The organism is Bacteroides sp. D1 (assembly GCF_000157095.2).
Lineage (GTDB): Bacteria > Bacteroidota > Bacteroidia > Bacteroidales > Bacteroidaceae > Bacteroides > Bacteroides xylanisolvens.
In genome coordinates, this window is the sequence record NZ_JH114343.1 from 227866 (window position 1) to 245626 (window position 17761).

The window sequence follows — 17761 nt, forward strand, 5'->3', positions numbered from 1 at the left end:
AAAAGTATATGAGAAACAAGATTAGATATATAAGACTGATAGGGCTCATATTTGTCCTTATCGTTGGCTCTAGCCTGACTTTCGCACAGAATAAATCAAAGAGAAAGTCGGCGAAGAAGCCTTTGGTGGAAGTAGTTTCTATTGTTACCGACGAGAAAGGTAGCCCGTTGAAGAATGTTTCTATCATTTGTGGAGAAGGCGCAGTCGTTCTATATACAGATGCAAAGGGACGTTTTCAGACGAAGGTCGAGAATGACGCAACCGTCATGGTGGAGGCTTTGGGATATGAAGATAAAGTGTATAAGCTGACAGGCAGCAATATCGTTCCTGAAAAGATTGTCCTGAAGAAAGAGCCTCTGTTCCTGACCGAAGAATCGTTGGTGAATAGAGCCGATGGTGGCAAGACGTATAAAGGGAATGAAGTAGGCGCAACGAGCGTACTGGAGAACGGACAGTTCGGAACGTTCCCTGATTTGACGCTGACTAATATGCTGCAAGGTAAAATGTTAGGTCTGCAAGTTCGCTCCACAGTCAGCGGATTGGGTAATAATACGCCTGATTTATTTATCCGTGGCCAGCATGGCATGTCGGAGAATACAGCTATTGTTATCATCGATGGTGTGGAACGTCCGGCAGCGGATTTGATTCCTGAAGAAATCGAACGTATCGAGTTGCTGAAAGATGCCACTGCCAAGATTCTTTATGGGGCGCGTGCTGCGAATGGCGTACTTTGGGTGACTACCCGCAGAGGAAAGGCCAACCGCCGCATTTATAACGCAACCGCCGAAGCAGGTGTGGTACAGATGACGCGTACTCCTGATTTTCTGAATTCTTATCAGTATGCTAATCTGTACAATGAAGCGCGTGCAAATGACGGATTGACTCCTTACTATAATCAGAAACAACTGGAAGGATATAAAAACTCCAAAGGAGCCAATGACCTATTGTATCCGAACGTCGATTTGTACGATCAGTTATTGAACAAAAATGCCAACTATCGGAAAGTATCGTTCGATATGACGGGAGGTACCGACAGAGTGCGTTATGCCCTGATTGCCGGATATGTAGGAGGTAGCGGATTTGAAGACGTTACCTATACTCCGCAACTGCACCGTCTGACTCTTCGCGGAAACCTCGACTTCAATGTAACGGATTTCCTGACTATATCCGCAGACGTTGCCGGACGTATGGAAATGCGTAAATGGGGGCAATTGGACTGTGGTCAGGTATTTACGGCCCTGTCTACGCATCGTCCGAATGAATACCCGCTGACTATGTCACCGGAAGAAACCGGACTAGCCAGCTCGGACGGAATTCCTTTGTTTGGCGCAAGTCTGCTGCGTCCGATGAATGCATACGCGGAAACAATGTACGGAGGATATACGGATGAGCGTTATACACGCAGCCAGACCAATATCGGTTTGAAATTCGATCTTGATATGCTGACAAAAGGGTTGAAAGCCGGTGCTTTCCTTTCTTTCGACAACTATGATTACCTGCAACTCTCTTTGAGCAAAGTCTATCCGACGTATGCCATCAAAACATATCGTAACTTTGCCGGTGAGGAACAGATCATGTACACCCAGATGAAGAAAACAGATGTAGCCACTTCACAGAGTCGGAAGTCGACTACCTTGCAACAGACATTGGGTTGGAATGCTTTTGCCGGTTATGAGAATACATTCAACCAAAAACACGATGTATCAGCACGCCTGACTTATATGTACTCGAAAACAACGAATCAGGGAGTGACCCAGGACATCATCAATGCAAACTACGCATTGCGTCTGAACTATATGTATGACCGCCGTTATGCTGTGGAAGCGGATATGGCATTGATGGGAAGCAACCGTTTCAAACCGGGAAATAAATACTTCTTCTCGACTGCGGGTGGCCTTGCCTGGATTCTAAGCAATGAAGATTTCCTGAAAGACAATGAATACGTGAACTTCCTGAAACTGAAAACCAGCGCCGGTATCCTGGGATATGACAGAAGCACTGAACATTTATTGTATGAACGTGCCTGGTCGCAAGACGGCAGTTTCCGGTTCGGAACAACGAACAACGGTGCTACGGCTTACTATTCCACTTTTGTCCGTGCGGGCAATCCGAACCTGAAATGGGAAAAGGCAGCAGAATGGAACATCGGTGTGGAAGGCCTGTTCCTGAATAATCGCTTATATACCGAAATAAACTATTTCCGTGAGAAACATACGGACATCATTGGTTCTGTTGATGCCTCTTACGGGGATTATACTGGCAACTTTACCTACCAGGATAACATGGGCTCCGTCTTGAATCATGGTATAGAAGGAATGTTCACCTGGAGCGACCGTATCAACGACTGGTCTTATTCGGTAGGAGCTAATTTCGTATGGTCTAAGAATAAAGTATTGAAATGGAACCAAGTGAAACATGGTGAAGAATACCGTTATACAGTGGGGCGTTCTACCGATGCTATGATGGGACTGGTTGCCGAAGGATTATTTGGCAAAGATGTAGCCATCAACGGACATGCCCCCCAGACGTTTGCCGATTATCAGGAAGGCGACATCGCCTACAAAGACCTGAACGGCGATAAGATCATTGACGGTCGTGACGTAAAGGAACTCGGAAACTCATTCCCACGTACTACATTGGGCATCGATTTCAATGTAAGTTACAAAGGCTGGGGATTGTATCTTCAGGGATATTCCGAACTGGGCGTTCACACTTGGGCAACAAATGCTTATTATTGGAACAATGGAGAAGGTAAATACTCTAAACTGGCATTAGATCGTTATCATCCAGCAAATAATCCGACCGGAAGTTATCCGCGCCTGACAACCACTGCCGGTGAGAACAATTTCCGCAATTCTTCTTTCTGGTTGAAGAATACAAGCTTCTTCCGTATGAAGAATGTTGAATTGAGCTACACGTTCAATCAGTTCTCCCCAAGTTCGGTAGTGAAGAAGATGAAGGTTTTCGCTCGTGGTGCAAACTTGTTTGTTCTTTCTTCCGTGAAAGATTTGGATCCTGAATTGCTGAATGCCGGTGTGACAAACTACCCGGTGACACGTACTTTTACAGGCGGAGTCTCTTTTGTATTTTAATTTTGAACAATTAATAGATGGCAATATGAAACATATATTAGGAAGTTGCGTTTTAGCAGGTCTGTTTTTCTTTTGTGCTTGTGACGACACATTGGATACAAAGGTGACGTGGCAGATCGGAGACTCTGATACCTGGAGAGTGCCGGAACTTGCTCAAGGCGTACTATATAAAGCTTATAATGGCATAGCCAACCGTCCGGATTGTTTTGAAGATAACTTTCTGGATTGTGCTACCGATAATGCAGTGACTAATCTGCGCAACTCTTCTGTCTATAAATTAAATATGGGTGGGATGACAGCGTTTAACAACCCGATCGGAAACTGGAGTAATGCGTACAACATGTTGAACTATGTAAACTCTTTCCTCGAAAACGGCTTGACCGACCAGGTGCAGTACAACCGTACCGACCCGGAAGTGGACAAGCAAATCAAGCTGCGTCTGGAAGGTGAATCGTATTTCCTGCGTGCATGGTGGCATTTTGAGCTATTGAAGATGTACGGCGGAAAGGCGAGGAATGGAAAAGCGTTGGGTATTCCGTTGGCAGATCATTTTATTTCGCAGGATGAGGCCGCGCAAAATGGTGAATTTCTTCGTCCTACTTATCAGGCAACAGTCGATTTTATCGTCAACGATTTGAATAATGCCATCGAGTTATTGCCGAACGTGTATCAGGGAGATGACTTGGAGTTTGGTAATACACAAATCGGTCGTGCCACGAAAGCGGCGGCAGCTGTTCTGAAAAGTCGTGCGCTTTTATATAGCGCAAGCCCTGCCATGCAGGATGATGACGTGACGAAGATCACCGGCATGGGACAATTCGAAATACTGAACCCTACGGTTTACCAGGCAAAATGGGAAGCGGTAGCCAAAGAGATCAATAAGATTTTGGGCATGGAAGGTTTCGGAACTTATGTTCCTGTTACGGCTTCTTCCATTGCCGATGTTCAGACGGAAAGTTCCGATTATGCTTTCCGCAGATATTTTAATAATAACCTGTTGGAAGGTTTCCATTTCCCGCCGTTCTACTACGGAAGTGCCCGTGCCACTCCTTCTCATAATCTGGTAAAGGCTTTTTATGCGAAGAATGGCTATCCGGCAACCGATGTCCGTTCCGGTGTCGATCTGTCTGATCCTGATTTCGATCTGACGCAGCTTTATGCCGTGCTGGACAATCGCTTTGCACTGAATGTCTACTATCATAGTGCTACATTTGGCGATTCCGGTCAGCCGTTGGATATGTCCGAGGGTGGAAAAGATTCTCCTTCGTTTAGTGAGAATGCTACACGTACGGGTTATTATCTGGCTAAATTCGTTTCCAAGAAATCGGCTATGCTGAATCCGATTCAGACCTTAAACTCGGTTCATTACAATCCTTTGTTACGAAAATCGGAAGTTCTTCTTAACTTTGCCGAAGCAGCCAATGAGGCTTGGGGCAACCCGACGGTGAAAGCCGAAGGATGCCTGTATTCTGCATACGAAATATTGAAAACAATCCGTTCGCAAGCCGGGGGTATCAACTTTGATCTTTATCTGGATGAAATGGCTCAAAGTAAAGACTCGTTCAGAAAGCTGATTCAGAACGAACGTCGCTTGGAATTTACTTTCGAGAATCATCGTTATTTTGATATGCGTCGTTGGGTATTACCGTTGAACGAAGAGGTGGAGGGTGTTGCCGTTACCCGCAATGAAGATGGCACATTCAGCTTCAAAGTACAGAAAGTGGAACAACGGAAATATGAAGTGAAAAACTATTTCATGCCATTACCGTATGCAGAGCTGGAAAAGAATAAGAATCTAATGAATAATCAGGGTTGGGAATAACGTGCTGTTGATATAAATACTTATTTACAATGAAAAGACTAAATATATTATGGATAGGGCTGATAAGCGTTCTGATGACTGCTTGTTATGACGATTATGAAAAGGACTACGATAAGAGTTCTGTGTACTTTGCTTCGCAAAAACCTTTGCGGACACTGGTAGCCGACACAGATATGTCGATAAAGGTAGGAGTGGCCATTGGCGGCAAAAGAGAAGTGCATACCGATGATTGGGCTACATTCGAGATCGATCCGTCTTTACTGGAGGGTACGGGCTTGACACTGATGCCGGAAAACTATTATCAGTTGGCTAATCCGAACAAGATGACAATTAGCAATCCGAATCTGGCAATAGCAGATGTGAAAGTGACTTTCTCCGATGCTTTCTATAATGACGATGCCGCTTTGGATAAGCATTATGCCATCCCTTTCCGGCTGGTCGATCATAATCAGGATGAAGTAAGTACCGACGTGAACGGTCAGTTGAAGGATTACAGCATTGTAGTTGTCAAGTTCGTCAGCCAGTATCATGGGACATACTTTGTGAAAGGGAAAGTTACTAACTTATCCACCCAGCAGGTGACTGAATACAATAACAAGGATTTGAGTCAGAATATGACCCGCGACTTTGTTTCGTTAGGTAGAAACAAATTACGCAGACCGGGTTTCGGAAACACATTGGAAAATAATGAGTCGGTAAATCTGACAGTCAATCCGGACGGAAGCGTTACTATCGAAGCCGGAGGAAGTGTTGCTATCATAGATGCGTCCGCCTCATTAGATCCTGCAGCCGAATCGTTGGAATTTGTAGGAAAGCAGCCAAAGTTTACGCTTTCTTATAAGTACACGAAAGGTGGCGTCACTTATCAGGTTGACGAGGAACTGATTCGTCGTCAGAATCCGGAAGCTGATTTACGCTTCCAGGAATGGTAGAATAGGTATTAGTCGATTATAGGTGTCTATCTGTCGCCGGTAATTAGCTGAATCAACGATGTTGCAGGCTGATTACCGGTGATGTTTTTTAGACATTCTGTTAGGTTTATATCGCTTAAATTAGCTTACGATCTACTTTAGAATAGATTTTCCTTTTTCTGTTATCATCCAATAACCTATCTTTTTCGAGCCTTTTCGAATAATGCAGCCATTCACTTTTAAGTTGCGAAATGCTCTCTTGATCGTAGCACTGGAAACAGATAAAGATATGGCTAGATTATCATATGTTGACTGATTATCTTTTACTATCAATTTTAATATGTCTTTTTCTAATGATGATAGTTTTAAAGGGTCATTTAAAGGGTCATTTAAAGGGTCATCATTCTTGGATTTCAATACTTCTATCACGCGATCGGTCATCTGAATGATATTTCCATCCACTACATCTTGAAACATCAGGTCGGCTTCATCACGACCAAACCTCCCAATACGAAATTGCACACTGGTGAAAAACTTTGCAGGATTTTTGCCGAATAGAAGTAAAGCAGCATTGCGCAACTTACCTTCCCCACCGATAAGATTCAGATTAGAGAGTACTTTTTCCGTAGTTTCATTCAATGAATCTACAGGCATACGTCCGGCATCGACGGCTTTACGCAAAAAGAAATCAATAGCTTGGCGGTCGATGTCATCCAATGTAGCTCTTTCGTTTTCAATATCATCCCACGAATGCCCCATTTTGCGAAGCAAAAACTGTTGCAAGGCTGCACCTTTCAACTCCTGTTTGGTAGAACCGCTACGATAATGATATATACCGTGATAAGCGATAGGCAAATTACACGGTTGCACGGCAATCTCGATGTAGTCTTTATCCTCTTTATGCAAAAGATTTACATCAGCTACAATGTCCAGGTAGTTAACAATCTTATTAGGAATGTCTTCCATCAGTCGTTTGGTGTCTGCTACACCAACCACTTGTTGGTTATCGTCTATACCGATATAGATACGTCCACCTTGTGCATTTGCAAAACCACAAATCCACTTTAGATATTCGTCTCTCCACGATTCCTTATATTCAATATTCTGACTTTCACTCATAATTACTACAAAGTTACGTATTCTTTTTCAAACTTTGTAGAGTATAAGGAGATTTACAAGTGCCAGTTCCGGCGAATTACTTCAATTGCTTGAGAAACTCTGTCGGAGTGATATTAAATTCCTTTTTGAAACATTTTGTAAAGTAATTCGGGTCTGATATACCGACAGCGAATGAGGCTTCGGAAACATTCATGCCGTTCAGTAAATGGGTTTTGGCTTCCTTCATCTTGATGGTCCGTATAAACTGTGTGATGGAGCATCCCGTGAGTGATTTCAGTTTCATGTGCAGCAGACTACGGCTGATGCGGAGATGGGCTGTGATTTCAGTTACTCCAAAATCTTCCTTGGTGAGGTTCGCCATAATCAGTTCTACCAGTTCTTTCATAAATACCTCATCCCGTGGATTGTTGGTGATTTGCTTGATGTTCAGTTCTTCCGCCTGTTTGAAGTGCTCGATATTCTGTTTCCGGCTCTTTTGGATATTCTGTACCAGCAACTCCAGGTTCTTGGCGTTGAAAGGTTTAGTGATATAGGCGTCCGCTCCCCGCAGATAGCCTTCTGTATGGTCGTTCTCATCTGTTTTGGCAGTCAGGAGGATAACGGGGATATGGCTGGTCGTTACATCTTGCTTGACGCGTTCCGTGAATTCCAGTCCGTCCATCACCGGCATCATTAAGTCCGATATAATCAGATTCGGCAGTTGTCTGGCTATCTTCTTGCAGGCTTCCGCTCCGTTGTAGGCACGTATGATGTCATATTTCTCACCGAATATACTGGCGAGGTAATCATTCATCTCTTTATTATCCTCCACAATCATGATAGATTCTCTGCCGGAGTCTTTCTCTTTGTTGGTCAGCTTTTCGGGGATGAGTTCGATTGTCTCTTTGATTCGCTGGTTGTATTTTTGTATTTCTTCTGTCGTGATGTTTTCGGAAGAGCGTTCGTCGGGTGCGTAGGCATCCTCCGATACGTTCAGGGTGACGATAAAGTCCGAACCTTTGTTGACCTCGCTCTCTACCCGTATTTCTCCTTTATGCATGTGGATGAGCGAACGGGTGAGCGAAAGTCCCAAGCCGAATCCCTCGCGGTGGTCGCGTTTTTCGACCTGGTAGTAGCTCTCGAATATTTGTTCCTGAACGTCTTTGGGAATTCCTCTGCCGCTGTCCTTGACGGAGATTTGAACCATGGTTTCTTTCTCCTCTTTAATCAGTTTGGCACTCAATCTGACGTATCCGCCGGGTTGTGTGTATTTAAATGCGTTCGAGAGCAAATTATAAAGAATCCGTTCCAGTTTGGAAGGCGAGAACCAGACTTCCTCTTTGGTATCTTCCAGACTGACGATAAAGTCGATTTCCCGTTCTCCGGCTACGATGTCGAAGATATGGGAGAGTTCCTCCAGAAAGTGCATGATATCTCCTTTACGGACGCTGATATGCATCTGTTTCATTTCGATTTTACTGAATGTCAATAGTTCGTTAATCAGATAATTCATCCGGTTGGCGTTGCGGTAGATAACTTCCAGTTTCTCCTTGTCGTTGTTACTAATCTGCGGCTGCTGGATCAATCGTTGTAGAGGTGATAAAATCAGGGTTAATGGTGTTTTCAGATCATGGGAGATGTATGTGAAGAAATTTATTTTCTGTTGATTCATGTTCTCCATGTTGACACGCTGTTCATGTTCCGTTTTCAGTCGCATGAGCAGGATAATACGCGTTTTGGTATATCGGTAGGCGGCGTAGATGATTAATAAGGAGAGCAATGCATATACAAAATACGCTCCCGGCGATAGCCACCAGGGTGGGAGGATTCTGATGGCAAGGTCCTTTTGTCCCGTTTCGTCCCAGTGAATACCGTCTTTGCTGGCTTTGATCTTTAAAATATACCTTCCTGAAGGCAGGTTTGAAAAGCGTACCTGATGCTGGTTGCCCACAAACTGCCAGTCCTTGTCGATACCTTCCATTTTCATGGCATATTGAGTGTTGTAGGTATATTGATAATTCAGTCCGGAATATTCGAGACGCAGGGATTGGGCCTGGTCGTGTGTCAGGGTAATCTCTGTCAGTTCGGAGATGGAGGAAGGAATGGACGCTTTCTCGTTGTTGGGCGACATATATTCGCTGTTGCTCCATATAGCAGTCAGGGCAATGTTGAAATGAGGATTGACGGAGCGTACCTGTTCCGGATAAAAAGAAATCATGCCGTTGATGGTTCCGAAATACAGCTCTCCGTCGGGCTTCTTACAGGCGGAGGAGTAGTTGAACTGGTTAATCGGCAGTCCGTCGGCTGTGGTATAACGGTCGATATTTTCCATCTGTGGATTGATGCAGCAGAGCCCGCTTCCGGTTCCTACCCAGATGTTGTTCATTTCATCTTCTATGATGCCTTTAATGGCATTCGAGCCCAGCTGCTCTTTGCTGTAAGAAGCGATGATGCTTCCGTTGCGGTCTGATACATAAAGCCCGTTGTTGTCTGTCCCTATCCATATCCGTTGGTGTGAATCGGGGTAGATATAGGTTACATAGAGATCGGTGTGCGGCAAGATAGGGAGTGAGGTAACTTTCAGCGTACGGGTATTTATCTGGAACATACTGCCTTTCCGGGTTCCTGCCCAAAGTATGCTGTCATTGAATTGTACCAGGTTGAAAATACGGAGCGGTGAAATCTTTTCCGGACGGGCATTGGCTTTTTTCTTGTCGATCAGGAATAAGCCTGAAGGCCCTCCGTACCAAACGTGGTCGTTCTTGTCTTCGATGATGCAGAAGCCGGACGAAACCTCTTCCGACAATAGATTATAGTCTACCGTACGGTTTAAATGCGGTATATAGTGAAGAGCTCCTTTCAGGAACAGTCCGAGCCATAGGCTGTTATCTTTGTCGAGCCATAGAGAGTGTATGTTCTTGGCGTAGATTTGCATCTGTTTGTGAAGCCGTTCGGCGCGGGTAATCTCTTTTTTACTGTTCAGGTAATTCAATCCGCCATCCTCCGTAGCGATGTACAATCCGTTGTCCGGCGCATTGATAATCTGGCGGACTGCTTTTCCGCTCAAATGATTGAAACTGCCTCCGTATGGATATATCCGGAACTGGTCGGAGCCGAATATATAATAGTTGACCCCTCCGAAATAGGTTCCCACCCACATGTTGTGGGCCTTATCCTGATAAAGACTGTAAATGGGCGAATCGTTCAGGGCACTTAAATCCCGTTCGGATTGTTCGTAGTGTGCAATCGGTTGGTAGAGTTTGTTGAACACGAAGATGCCATACTCCGTTCCTACCCATATATTCCCGGTATGGTCGGTTGACGCACACCGGAAATCTTTTACTTCCAGATCTTTGGAGAGATTGCACAGAGTATTGCTTTGTATGTGGTAAACGAAGAAATCATTATTGGTATTGAATAAAAGCTGGTTGGACGAGATCAACACGGCATTGTTACATTGCTGTGCAAAAGGCTGGATTAGGGTAGGGAGCGAAACGAACTGTTTCTTCTCCAGACTGTATCGCATCAGTCCTTTGTTGGTGTCAATCCATAGGGTTTTATCTCCGTCTTCTGCAAAATATCTCACATGCGGTTTCTCTTCATTGAGAAGGAAAGGAACGAACAGGCTGTCCTGTTCATTGTAGTGGTAGAGTCCGTTACTACAGGCCGCCAAGAGCATCCCGTCACTGGTGTTCAGGAAACAAACATCATCTTTGGTATTTCCTTTAATCCGGTAACGGGTAAAATCTTCCGTCCGGTAGTCGTAGCTGCAGATACCCTGATCGGTGGAGATCCATAGAACGTTGCGGAGTGAATCGTTATACAGACGGGTGATAAAGTCGTGGCAGAGCGAGGTGCTGTCGGCCTCATTGTGTGCAAACAGGTTAATATTATAACCGTCGAAGCGGCACAAGCCGTTGCGTGTGCCGAACCAGATGAATCCGTGATTGTCTTGGGTAATCGCATTGATAGTATTATGCGGGAGTCCTTCGGCTATGCTTAGTTGTTTGAAGCGTATATTATTATATTGTATCTGTCCTGTCGACAGGCTGGCGTTTAAGAGCACGAGACTAAAGGAGAGGACGATTTTAAGGGCAGTGGTTCTCATGGCTTTACGGATTTAATTTCATGACCAAAGATTACGTTTTTTTTTGTTTGGAACAGTCGTAGAATTGTTCAAACGGACAGCACTCATGTTCAGTTTGCTGTCCGGCAGCTGATTTTTATACATGATTGCAGGTATTAAGCATTATTTTTCTGTTTTTCTTGGATAGAAAAGACCACATTTGCAATGTGAAACTCTAAAAACACAATGCTATGAATCATCCGACATTAAAATCCCTTACGTTGGGTATCGGTCTGTTCTTCACATTACCTCTGGTATATGCGAATAGTTCTTTTCCGTCTTCATCCGATGGAACATTGTACATCAATAAATCGAAAACCCGCAAAGTGGCTCCCGTAAAGTACGGTTTCCATTATGAGGAAATAGGAATGATGGGTGAGGGCGCCCTGCACGCCGAACTGATACGTAACCGTTCGTTTGAAGAAGCAACACCGCCTGCCGGATTATCAGTAAAGAACGGGTTGTATGAAAATGTTCCGGCTCCCCGTGTTAAAGAGAAGAAAGTGTTTCAGGCCGATCCGTTGATTGGATGGACGACTTATCCGTTATCTTATGCACCTGTGTTTGTCAGTCGTACGGAAACAGATCCGATGAGTGAGGAAAACAAGTATTCGATGCTGGTGAATGTTACGGAAGATATTGCGAATCACCCGGATGCTCTGATTCTCAACCGTGGATATTATGGAATGAATCTGAAAACAGATACGTCTTATCGCCTTTCCCTGTTTCTGAAAAGCAGGAATTATTCCGCCCCGTTGCGTGTATTTCTAGTTGACGAACTGGGACAGCAGGTGAGCAATGTGATCGAAGTGAATATAGAGAATCGGGACTGGACAAAATATACGGGCGAACTGAAACCGGAAAAGAACGTCCAGCGCGGAATGCTTGCTATTCAGCCTATGTCGAAAGGACAATTTCAGATAGATGTCGTTTCCCTGTTTCCCTCTGATACCTGGAATGAGGGGAAATCCGTATTCCGTAAAGATATTGTTCAAAATCTGAAAGAGTTTGCTCCCAGTTTCATTCGTTTTCCGGGCGGATGCATCGTACACGGAGTCAATGAAGAAACGATGTATCACTGGAAGAAGACGCTCGGACCGATCGAAAACCGTCCGGGACAGTGGAGTAAATGGGCGCCTTATTACCGTACGGACGGAATCGGTTATCATGAGTTTTATGAATTGTGCGAATATGTGGGGGCCGATGCGATGTATGTCATGCCTACGGGCATGATTTGCAGCGGTTGGGTAAAGCAAAGTCCGCAATGGAACTTCAGGCATATTGACGTCGATTTGGATGCGTATATTCAGGATGCGTTGGATGCCATAGAGTATGCTATTGGCGATACGACTACGAAGTGGGGAGCCGAACGTGCAAAGAACGGTCATCCCGCCCCTTTCCCATTAAAATATATCGAGATTGGAAATGAAGATTTCGGACCTGTATATTGGGAACGTTATGAAAAGATCTATCAGGCATTGTCCACTAAATATCCCGATTTGATTTATATCGCTAATAGCGTTATCCGGGTAGTGGGGAGGGAGAATGACGACAAACGGAAAGATATTCCCAATTTTGTCAACCCGAAGAATGTCAAAGTGTTCGATGAACATTATTATAACTCGATTGAATGGGCTTGCGAACAGCATTATCGCTTTGATAATTACAAACGGGGTGTTGCCGATTTATTTATCGGCGAATTGGGAATCAGCGGAAAATATCCTTATAACTTGCTGGCTACCGGGGCAATCCGTATGTCAATAGAGCGTAACGGCGATTTGAATCCTCTGTTTGCCGAACGTCCGGTGATGAGGCATTGGGATTTCCTGGAACACCGTATTTTCCTGCCGATGTTGATTAACGGAGTGGACAGTAGCGTAAAGACTTCTTTCTTCTATCTGGCGAAGATGTTCAGGGATCACACGTTTGATGTGTGCCTGGATGCAGCGATTAAAGATATGGAAGGTATGCAGAATATCTTTGTAACAATGGGATATGATACGGGCAGTAAGCAATATATCCTGAAACTGATAAACCTGCAGGATAAGAAAGTCACTTTGCAGCCGGAAGTCTCCGGTTTCAAACGTCCGGTCAAGGCTCATAAGACAAGCCTGGTACTGGTTCCGGGAAAAGAAAACACACCGGCTACTCCGAATGAAGTCAAACCAGTGGAGACTGAAGTCGGACTAGACCTGAACAAACCGCTCGAACTGGAGGCCGCTTCTATGACTGTGTACCGTTTTAAATAGGAGAACCATAAGATTCAATAAGCAGATATGAGAGATTTAAACAAAAGAATATGAGGTTTACATAAATAGGAAATTAAAAGAAGCAAAAATGAAAAATACACTCTTTTGTATTACAGGACTTGCCATACAGGGGTTGGCTATGTCAGCCGCGGCACAAACCGACAAACCGAATATTGTGGTCATTATGACCGACCAGCAACGTGCCGACTTGTGCGGCAGGGAGGGTTTTCCTTTGGAAGTGACTCCTTATGTAGACCAACTAGCGCAGGAGAATGTATGGTTCAACAAGGCATATACTGTGATGCCGGCCAGTTCTCCGGCCCGTTGTTCCATGTTCACCGGACGTTTCCCTTCTGCCACTCACGTACGTACGAACCACAATATTCCCGACATCTTCTATCAACAGGATTTGGTAGGAGTATTGAAAGAAAACGGATATCAGACAGCATTGGTGGGCAAGAATCATGCTTACCTGAAACCTGCCGACTTGGACTTTTGGTCTGAATACGGACACTGGGGAAAGAACAAAAAGGCGACTCCCGCCGAGAAAGAAACTGCCCGTTTCCTGAATCAGCAAGCCAGAGGCCAATGGCTGGAACCCTCTCCAATCTTCCTGGAAGAGCAGCATCCCACCAAAATCGTGAACGAAGCACTGGCATGGATTGAGAAACAGAAAGAAAATCCTTTCTTCGTATGGGTATCCTTTCCGGAACCCCACAACCCTTATCAGGTATGCGAACCCTATTACTCCATGTTCTCGCCCGACAAACTTCCCGTATTGAAGACATCACGCAAGGACTTGGCAAAGAAAGGAGAGAAATACCGTATTCTGGCAGAACTGGAAGATGCATCCTGCCCCAACTTGGAACAGGACCTGCCCCGAATCCGTGCCAACTATATCGGAATGATCCGGTTGATAGACGATCAGATCAAAAGATTGATCGAATCATTGAAAGCCAGCGGACAATATGAAAATACCATCTTTGTTGTACTCTCCGACCACGGTGATTATTGGGGAGAATACGGATTAATCCGTAAAGGAGCCGGACTTTCCGAAAGCCTGGCACGTATTCCGATGGTATGGGCGGGCTATCAGATCAAGAATCAGCCTGCACCTATGGATGGCCACGTGTCGATAGCCGACCTTTTCCCTACATTCTGCTCTGCCATCGGTGCCGAAATACCGGCAGGCGTTCAGGGACGTAGCTTGTGGCCGATGTTGACCGGGAAGGCTTATCCCAAAGAAGAATTCTCCAGCATGGTGGTTCAACAAGGCTTCGGTGGAGCTGACGTCGGACTGGACGCTTCCCTGACTTTCGAACAGGAAGGAGCATTGACTCCCGGCAAAATAGCCCACTTTGACGAACTGAACACCTGGACACAAAGTGGCACTTCACGCATGATAAGAAAGGATGACTGGAAACTGGTAATGAATCATTATGGAAACGGTGAACTTTATAACTTGAAGAAAGACCCTTCGGAAGTTCATAATCTGTTTGGTGAGAAGAAATATAGCGAAATTCAAACGGAACTTCTGACCCGGTTGCTGGCATGGGAATTACGTTTGCAGGACCCACTACCTCTTCCGCAAAGACGCTATCATTTTAAACAGAATCCATTTAACTATCTTAAATAGGAAGAATACGTAAACATAAAACAGGAATATATGAAATTGATTGGACGATTAGGATTGATCTTGCTTACAGGATTTATTTCCATCTGTACAGCATCAGCGCAGTTATATGGAACGGCAAATACAAACGCTCCGGAGCTACGTGTTCCGAAATTCGTAAAGCCGGCATTTGATTATTGGATGAGGGACACTTGGGCTACGCTGGGTCCCGACGGTTATTATTATATCACAGGAACGACCTCTACCCCCGACCGTTACTTTCCGGGACAGAGACATTGCTGGGACTGGAACGACGGTTTGTACCTGTGGCGTTCCAAAGATATGAAGTCTTGGGAAGCCAGAGGACAAATATGGTCGATGGAAAAAGACGGAACCTGGCAAAAGAAGCCGAAAGTATATAAAGCAGGAGAGAAATATCAGAAGAAATCTATCAACGGTGATCCGATGGACAACCGCTTTCATGCAGTGTGGGCTCCGGAAATGCATTATATCAAAAGCGCGAAGAACTGGTTTATTGTTGCCTGCATGAATGAGTCGGCAGGTGGGAGAGGTTCTTTCATTTTGCGGAGCAAGACCGGAAAGCCGGAAGGCCCGTACGAGAATATCGAAGGAAATAAAGACAAAGCCATCTTCCCGAACATCGACGGAAGCTTGTTCGAAGATACGGACGGCACTGTCTACTTTGTCGGGCACAACCATTATATCGCCCGTATGAAACCGGATATGAGCGGATTTGCCGAGGAACTGAAAACATTGAAAGAGAAAAAATATAATCCGGAACCATATATTGAAGGAGCGTTTATCTTCAAATATGATAACAAATATCACCTCGTACAGGCTATATGGTCGCACCGTACGTCGGAGGGAGATACCTATATTGAGAAAAAGGGAGTAACCTCACCGAAGACACGTTATAGTTACGACTGCATCATCTCGACAGCCGATAATGTGTATGGTCCCTATAGCGAACGCTACAATGCCATCACGGGAGGAGGACACAACAATCTTTTCCAGGATAAGGATGGAAACTGGTGGGCTACCATGTTCTTCAATCCGCGTGGGGCACAGGCGGCGGAGTATAAAGTGACGTGCCGTCCCGGATTAATTCCGATGATCTATGAGAATGGTAAATTCAAACCCAACTTTAATTATAATACCAAATGAAAACTTCTTTATTGATAGCAGGCAGCCTGGCTCTGGTCCCGATGACGTATGCACAGGACAAACCGAATATTATTATCATACTGGCAGACGATTTGGGCTTCTCCGATCTCGGCTGCTTCGGTGGTGAGATTCATACACCGGTACTGGATAAACTGGCAAAGAATGGCATCCGTATGACGCAGATGTATAACAGTGCACGCAGTTGTCCGTCGCGTGCCAACCTGTTGACGGGACTTTATCCGCATCAGACGGGATTGGGACACATGGACGGCAGTCATCCTGCCTGGCCGAAAGGATATTCCGGTTTCCGTTCCAATTCGGACAACGTCACGATTGCAGAAGTCCTGAAAGATGCCGGATATTTTACGGCTATGTCAGGAAAGTGGCATCTGGGGAATAAGTCGAATCCTATTCTTCGTGGGTTTCAAGAGTATTACGGTTTATTGGGCGGATTCAATTCTTTCTGGAATCCGGAAGTATATACCCGTTTGCCGAAAGACCGTACCCCCAGACACTATGAAGAAGGAACTTTCTATGCAACGAATGTGATAACGGATTATGCGATTGACTTTATCGACCAGGCACATCAGGAAAAGAAACCGCTGTTCCTGTATCTGGCTTATAATGCTCCCCATTTTCCTTTGCACGCACCGAAAGAAGTGACCGATAAATATATGTCTCTCTATATGCAGGGATGGGACAAGATTCGTGACGCACGTTGGAAACGGATTGTTGACCTGAAACTGATGCAAGGCAAACCGGAACTTAGCCCGCGCGGCGTGGTTCCCGAAAGTCTGTTTGAAGATGAAACGCATCCGTTACCGGCATGGGACTCATTGACGAAAGATCAGCAGACCGACTTGGCACGTCGTATGTCCATTTTTGCAGCGATGGTGGATGTGATGGACGCGAATATCGGCCGGGTAGTGGATGAGTTGAAAAAGAACGGTGAGTTGGACAATACATTTATCATGTTTATGTCCGATAACGGAGCTTGTGCCGAATGGCACGAATTTGGTTTTGACAAACAGACCGGAGTCGAATATCATACGCATACGGGAGCCGAACTCGACCAGATGGGCTTACCCGGAACTTATCATCATTACGGCACAGGCTGGGCGAATGTTTGTTGCACACCGTTCACGCTGTATAAACATTATGCTCACGAAGGAGGTATCTCAACCCCATGTATCATTTCCTGGGGGAATCAGGTGAAGAACAAAGGCGGACTGGATCATCAGCCTGCACAATTCTCCGATATCATGTCTACCTGTGTGGAACTGGCAGGAGCCACTTATCCGAAAGAATATCAGGGAAGAGCGATTCTGCCTACGGCAGGTAAATCCATCTTCCCGATTGTGAAAGGGAAGAAGATGCCCGAAAGGTATATTTATGCAGAGCATGAAGGCAATCGCATGGTGCGTAAAGGTGACTGGAAGCTGGTTTCCGCCAACTTCAAAGGAGATGAATGGGAATTGTACAACATCAAGGAAGACCGTACCGAACAGCACAACCTGATCGGTAAATATCCTGAAATGGCAAAAGAATTGGAAACAGCCTATTTCGAATGGGCGGACAAGAGTGATGTTTTGTATTTCCAGAAAATGTGGAATACCTACAATAAGAATCGACGGAAAGATTTTAAAGAATATAAAACCCGCTAATG

General features: G+C 45.1%; 9 protein-coding genes. 7 read left to right on the plus strand and 2 right to left on the minus strand.

The window, feature by feature from the left end:
- Positions 1–8: 8 nt before the first annotated feature.
- Genes BSAG_RS09980 through BSAG_RS09970 form a run of 3 tightly spaced genes read left to right on the plus strand, consistent with a single transcriptional unit; the run spans position 9 to position 5846 of the window.
- Positions 9–3092, plus strand: a complete 3084-nt coding sequence (locus tag BSAG_RS09980; protein WP_004317382.1) for a SusC/RagA family TonB-linked outer membrane protein — start codon at positions 9–11, stop codon at positions 3090–3092.
- Between the two features lie 25 nt (positions 3093–3117).
- Entirely contained in the window at positions 3118–4914 is a 1797-nt protein-coding gene (locus tag BSAG_RS09975) for a RagB/SusD family nutrient uptake outer membrane protein (protein WP_004317385.1), read from the plus strand.
- 29 nt (positions 4915–4943) lie between these two features.
- Positions 4944–5846 carry a BT_3987 domain-containing protein gene (locus tag BSAG_RS09970; protein WP_004317387.1) on the plus strand — a complete coding sequence of 301 codons (903 nt, stop codon included), beginning with the start codon at positions 4944–4946 and terminating at the stop codon, positions 5844–5846.
- A 132-nt stretch (positions 5847–5978) separates the two neighbouring features.
- Here the strand turns inward: BSAG_RS09970 and BSAG_RS09965 are convergent, their stop codons facing one another.
- Positions 5979–6944: a helix-turn-helix domain-containing protein gene (locus BSAG_RS09965; RefSeq protein WP_004317389.1), complete on the minus strand. Its 966-nt coding sequence runs from the start codon at positions 6942–6944 to the stop codon at positions 5979–5981.
- Positions 6945–7020: 76 nt separating this feature from the next.
- Entirely contained in the window at positions 7021–11031 is a 4011-nt protein-coding gene (locus tag BSAG_RS09960) for a two-component regulator propeller domain-containing protein (protein ID WP_008770510.1), read from the minus strand.
- Positions 11032–11240: 209 nt separating this feature from the next.
- Here BSAG_RS09960 and BSAG_RS09955 point away from each other — a divergent pair, with 209 nt between their 5' ends.
- The 4 genes from BSAG_RS09955 to BSAG_RS09940 all read left to right on the plus strand — a co-directional run bounded on the left by BSAG_RS09955 (position 11241) and on the right by BSAG_RS09940 (position 17759).
- Positions 11241–13298 (plus strand): alpha-L-arabinofuranosidase C-terminal domain-containing protein, encoded by a 2058-nt coding sequence (locus tag BSAG_RS09955; RefSeq protein WP_004317395.1) that lies wholly within the window; start codon positions 11241–11243, stop codon positions 13296–13298.
- Between the two features lie 88 nt (positions 13299–13386).
- Positions 13387–14934 carry a sulfatase gene (locus BSAG_RS09950; protein WP_004317397.1) on the plus strand — a complete coding sequence of 516 codons (1548 nt, stop codon included), beginning with the start codon at positions 13387–13389 and terminating at the stop codon, positions 14932–14934.
- Between the two features lie 30 nt (positions 14935–14964).
- Positions 14965–16095, plus strand: a complete 1131-nt coding sequence (locus BSAG_RS09945) for a family 43 glycosylhydrolase (protein ID WP_004317399.1) — start codon at positions 14965–14967, stop codon at positions 16093–16095.
- Complete coding sequence (locus tag BSAG_RS09940) at positions 16092–17759, plus strand: arylsulfatase (RefSeq protein ID WP_004317401.1); 1668 nt, start codon at positions 16092–16094, stop codon at positions 17757–17759. The genes BSAG_RS09945 and BSAG_RS09940 overlap by 4 nt, the downstream gene beginning before the upstream one ends.
- The last annotated feature ends 2 nt before the right edge of the window (positions 17760–17761 follow it).

Bases quoted from the DNA above. Each gene is read 5' to 3' on its own strand.
- BSAG_RS09940 (WP_004317401.1), top strand. From the start codon at position 16,092: ATGAAAACTTCTTTATTGATAGCAGGCAGCCTGGCTCTGGTCCCGATG.
- BSAG_RS09970 (WP_004317387.1), top strand. From the start codon at position 4,944: ATGAAAAGACTAAATATATTATGGATAGGGCTGATAAGCGTTCTGATG.
- BSAG_RS09950 (WP_004317397.1), top strand. From the start codon at position 13,387: ATGAAAAATACACTCTTTTGTATTACAGGACTTGCCATACAGGGGTTG.
- BSAG_RS09960 (WP_008770510.1), bottom strand. From the start codon at position 11,031: ATGAGAACCACTGCCCTTAAAATCGTCCTCTCCTTTAGTCTCGTGCTC.
- BSAG_RS09955 (WP_004317395.1), top strand. From the start codon at position 11,241: ATGAATCATCCGACATTAAAATCCCTTACGTTGGGTATCGGTCTGTTC.
- BSAG_RS09945 (WP_004317399.1), top strand. From the start codon at position 14,965: ATGAAATTGATTGGACGATTAGGATTGATCTTGCTTACAGGATTTATT.
- BSAG_RS09980 (WP_004317382.1), top strand. From the start codon at position 9: ATGAGAAACAAGATTAGATATATAAGACTGATAGGGCTCATATTTGTC.
- BSAG_RS09975 (WP_004317385.1), top strand. From the start codon at position 3,118: ATGAAACATATATTAGGAAGTTGCGTTTTAGCAGGTCTGTTTTTCTTT.
- BSAG_RS09965 (WP_004317389.1), bottom strand. From the start codon at position 6,944: ATGAGTGAAAGTCAGAATATTGAATATAAGGAATCGTGGAGAGACGAA.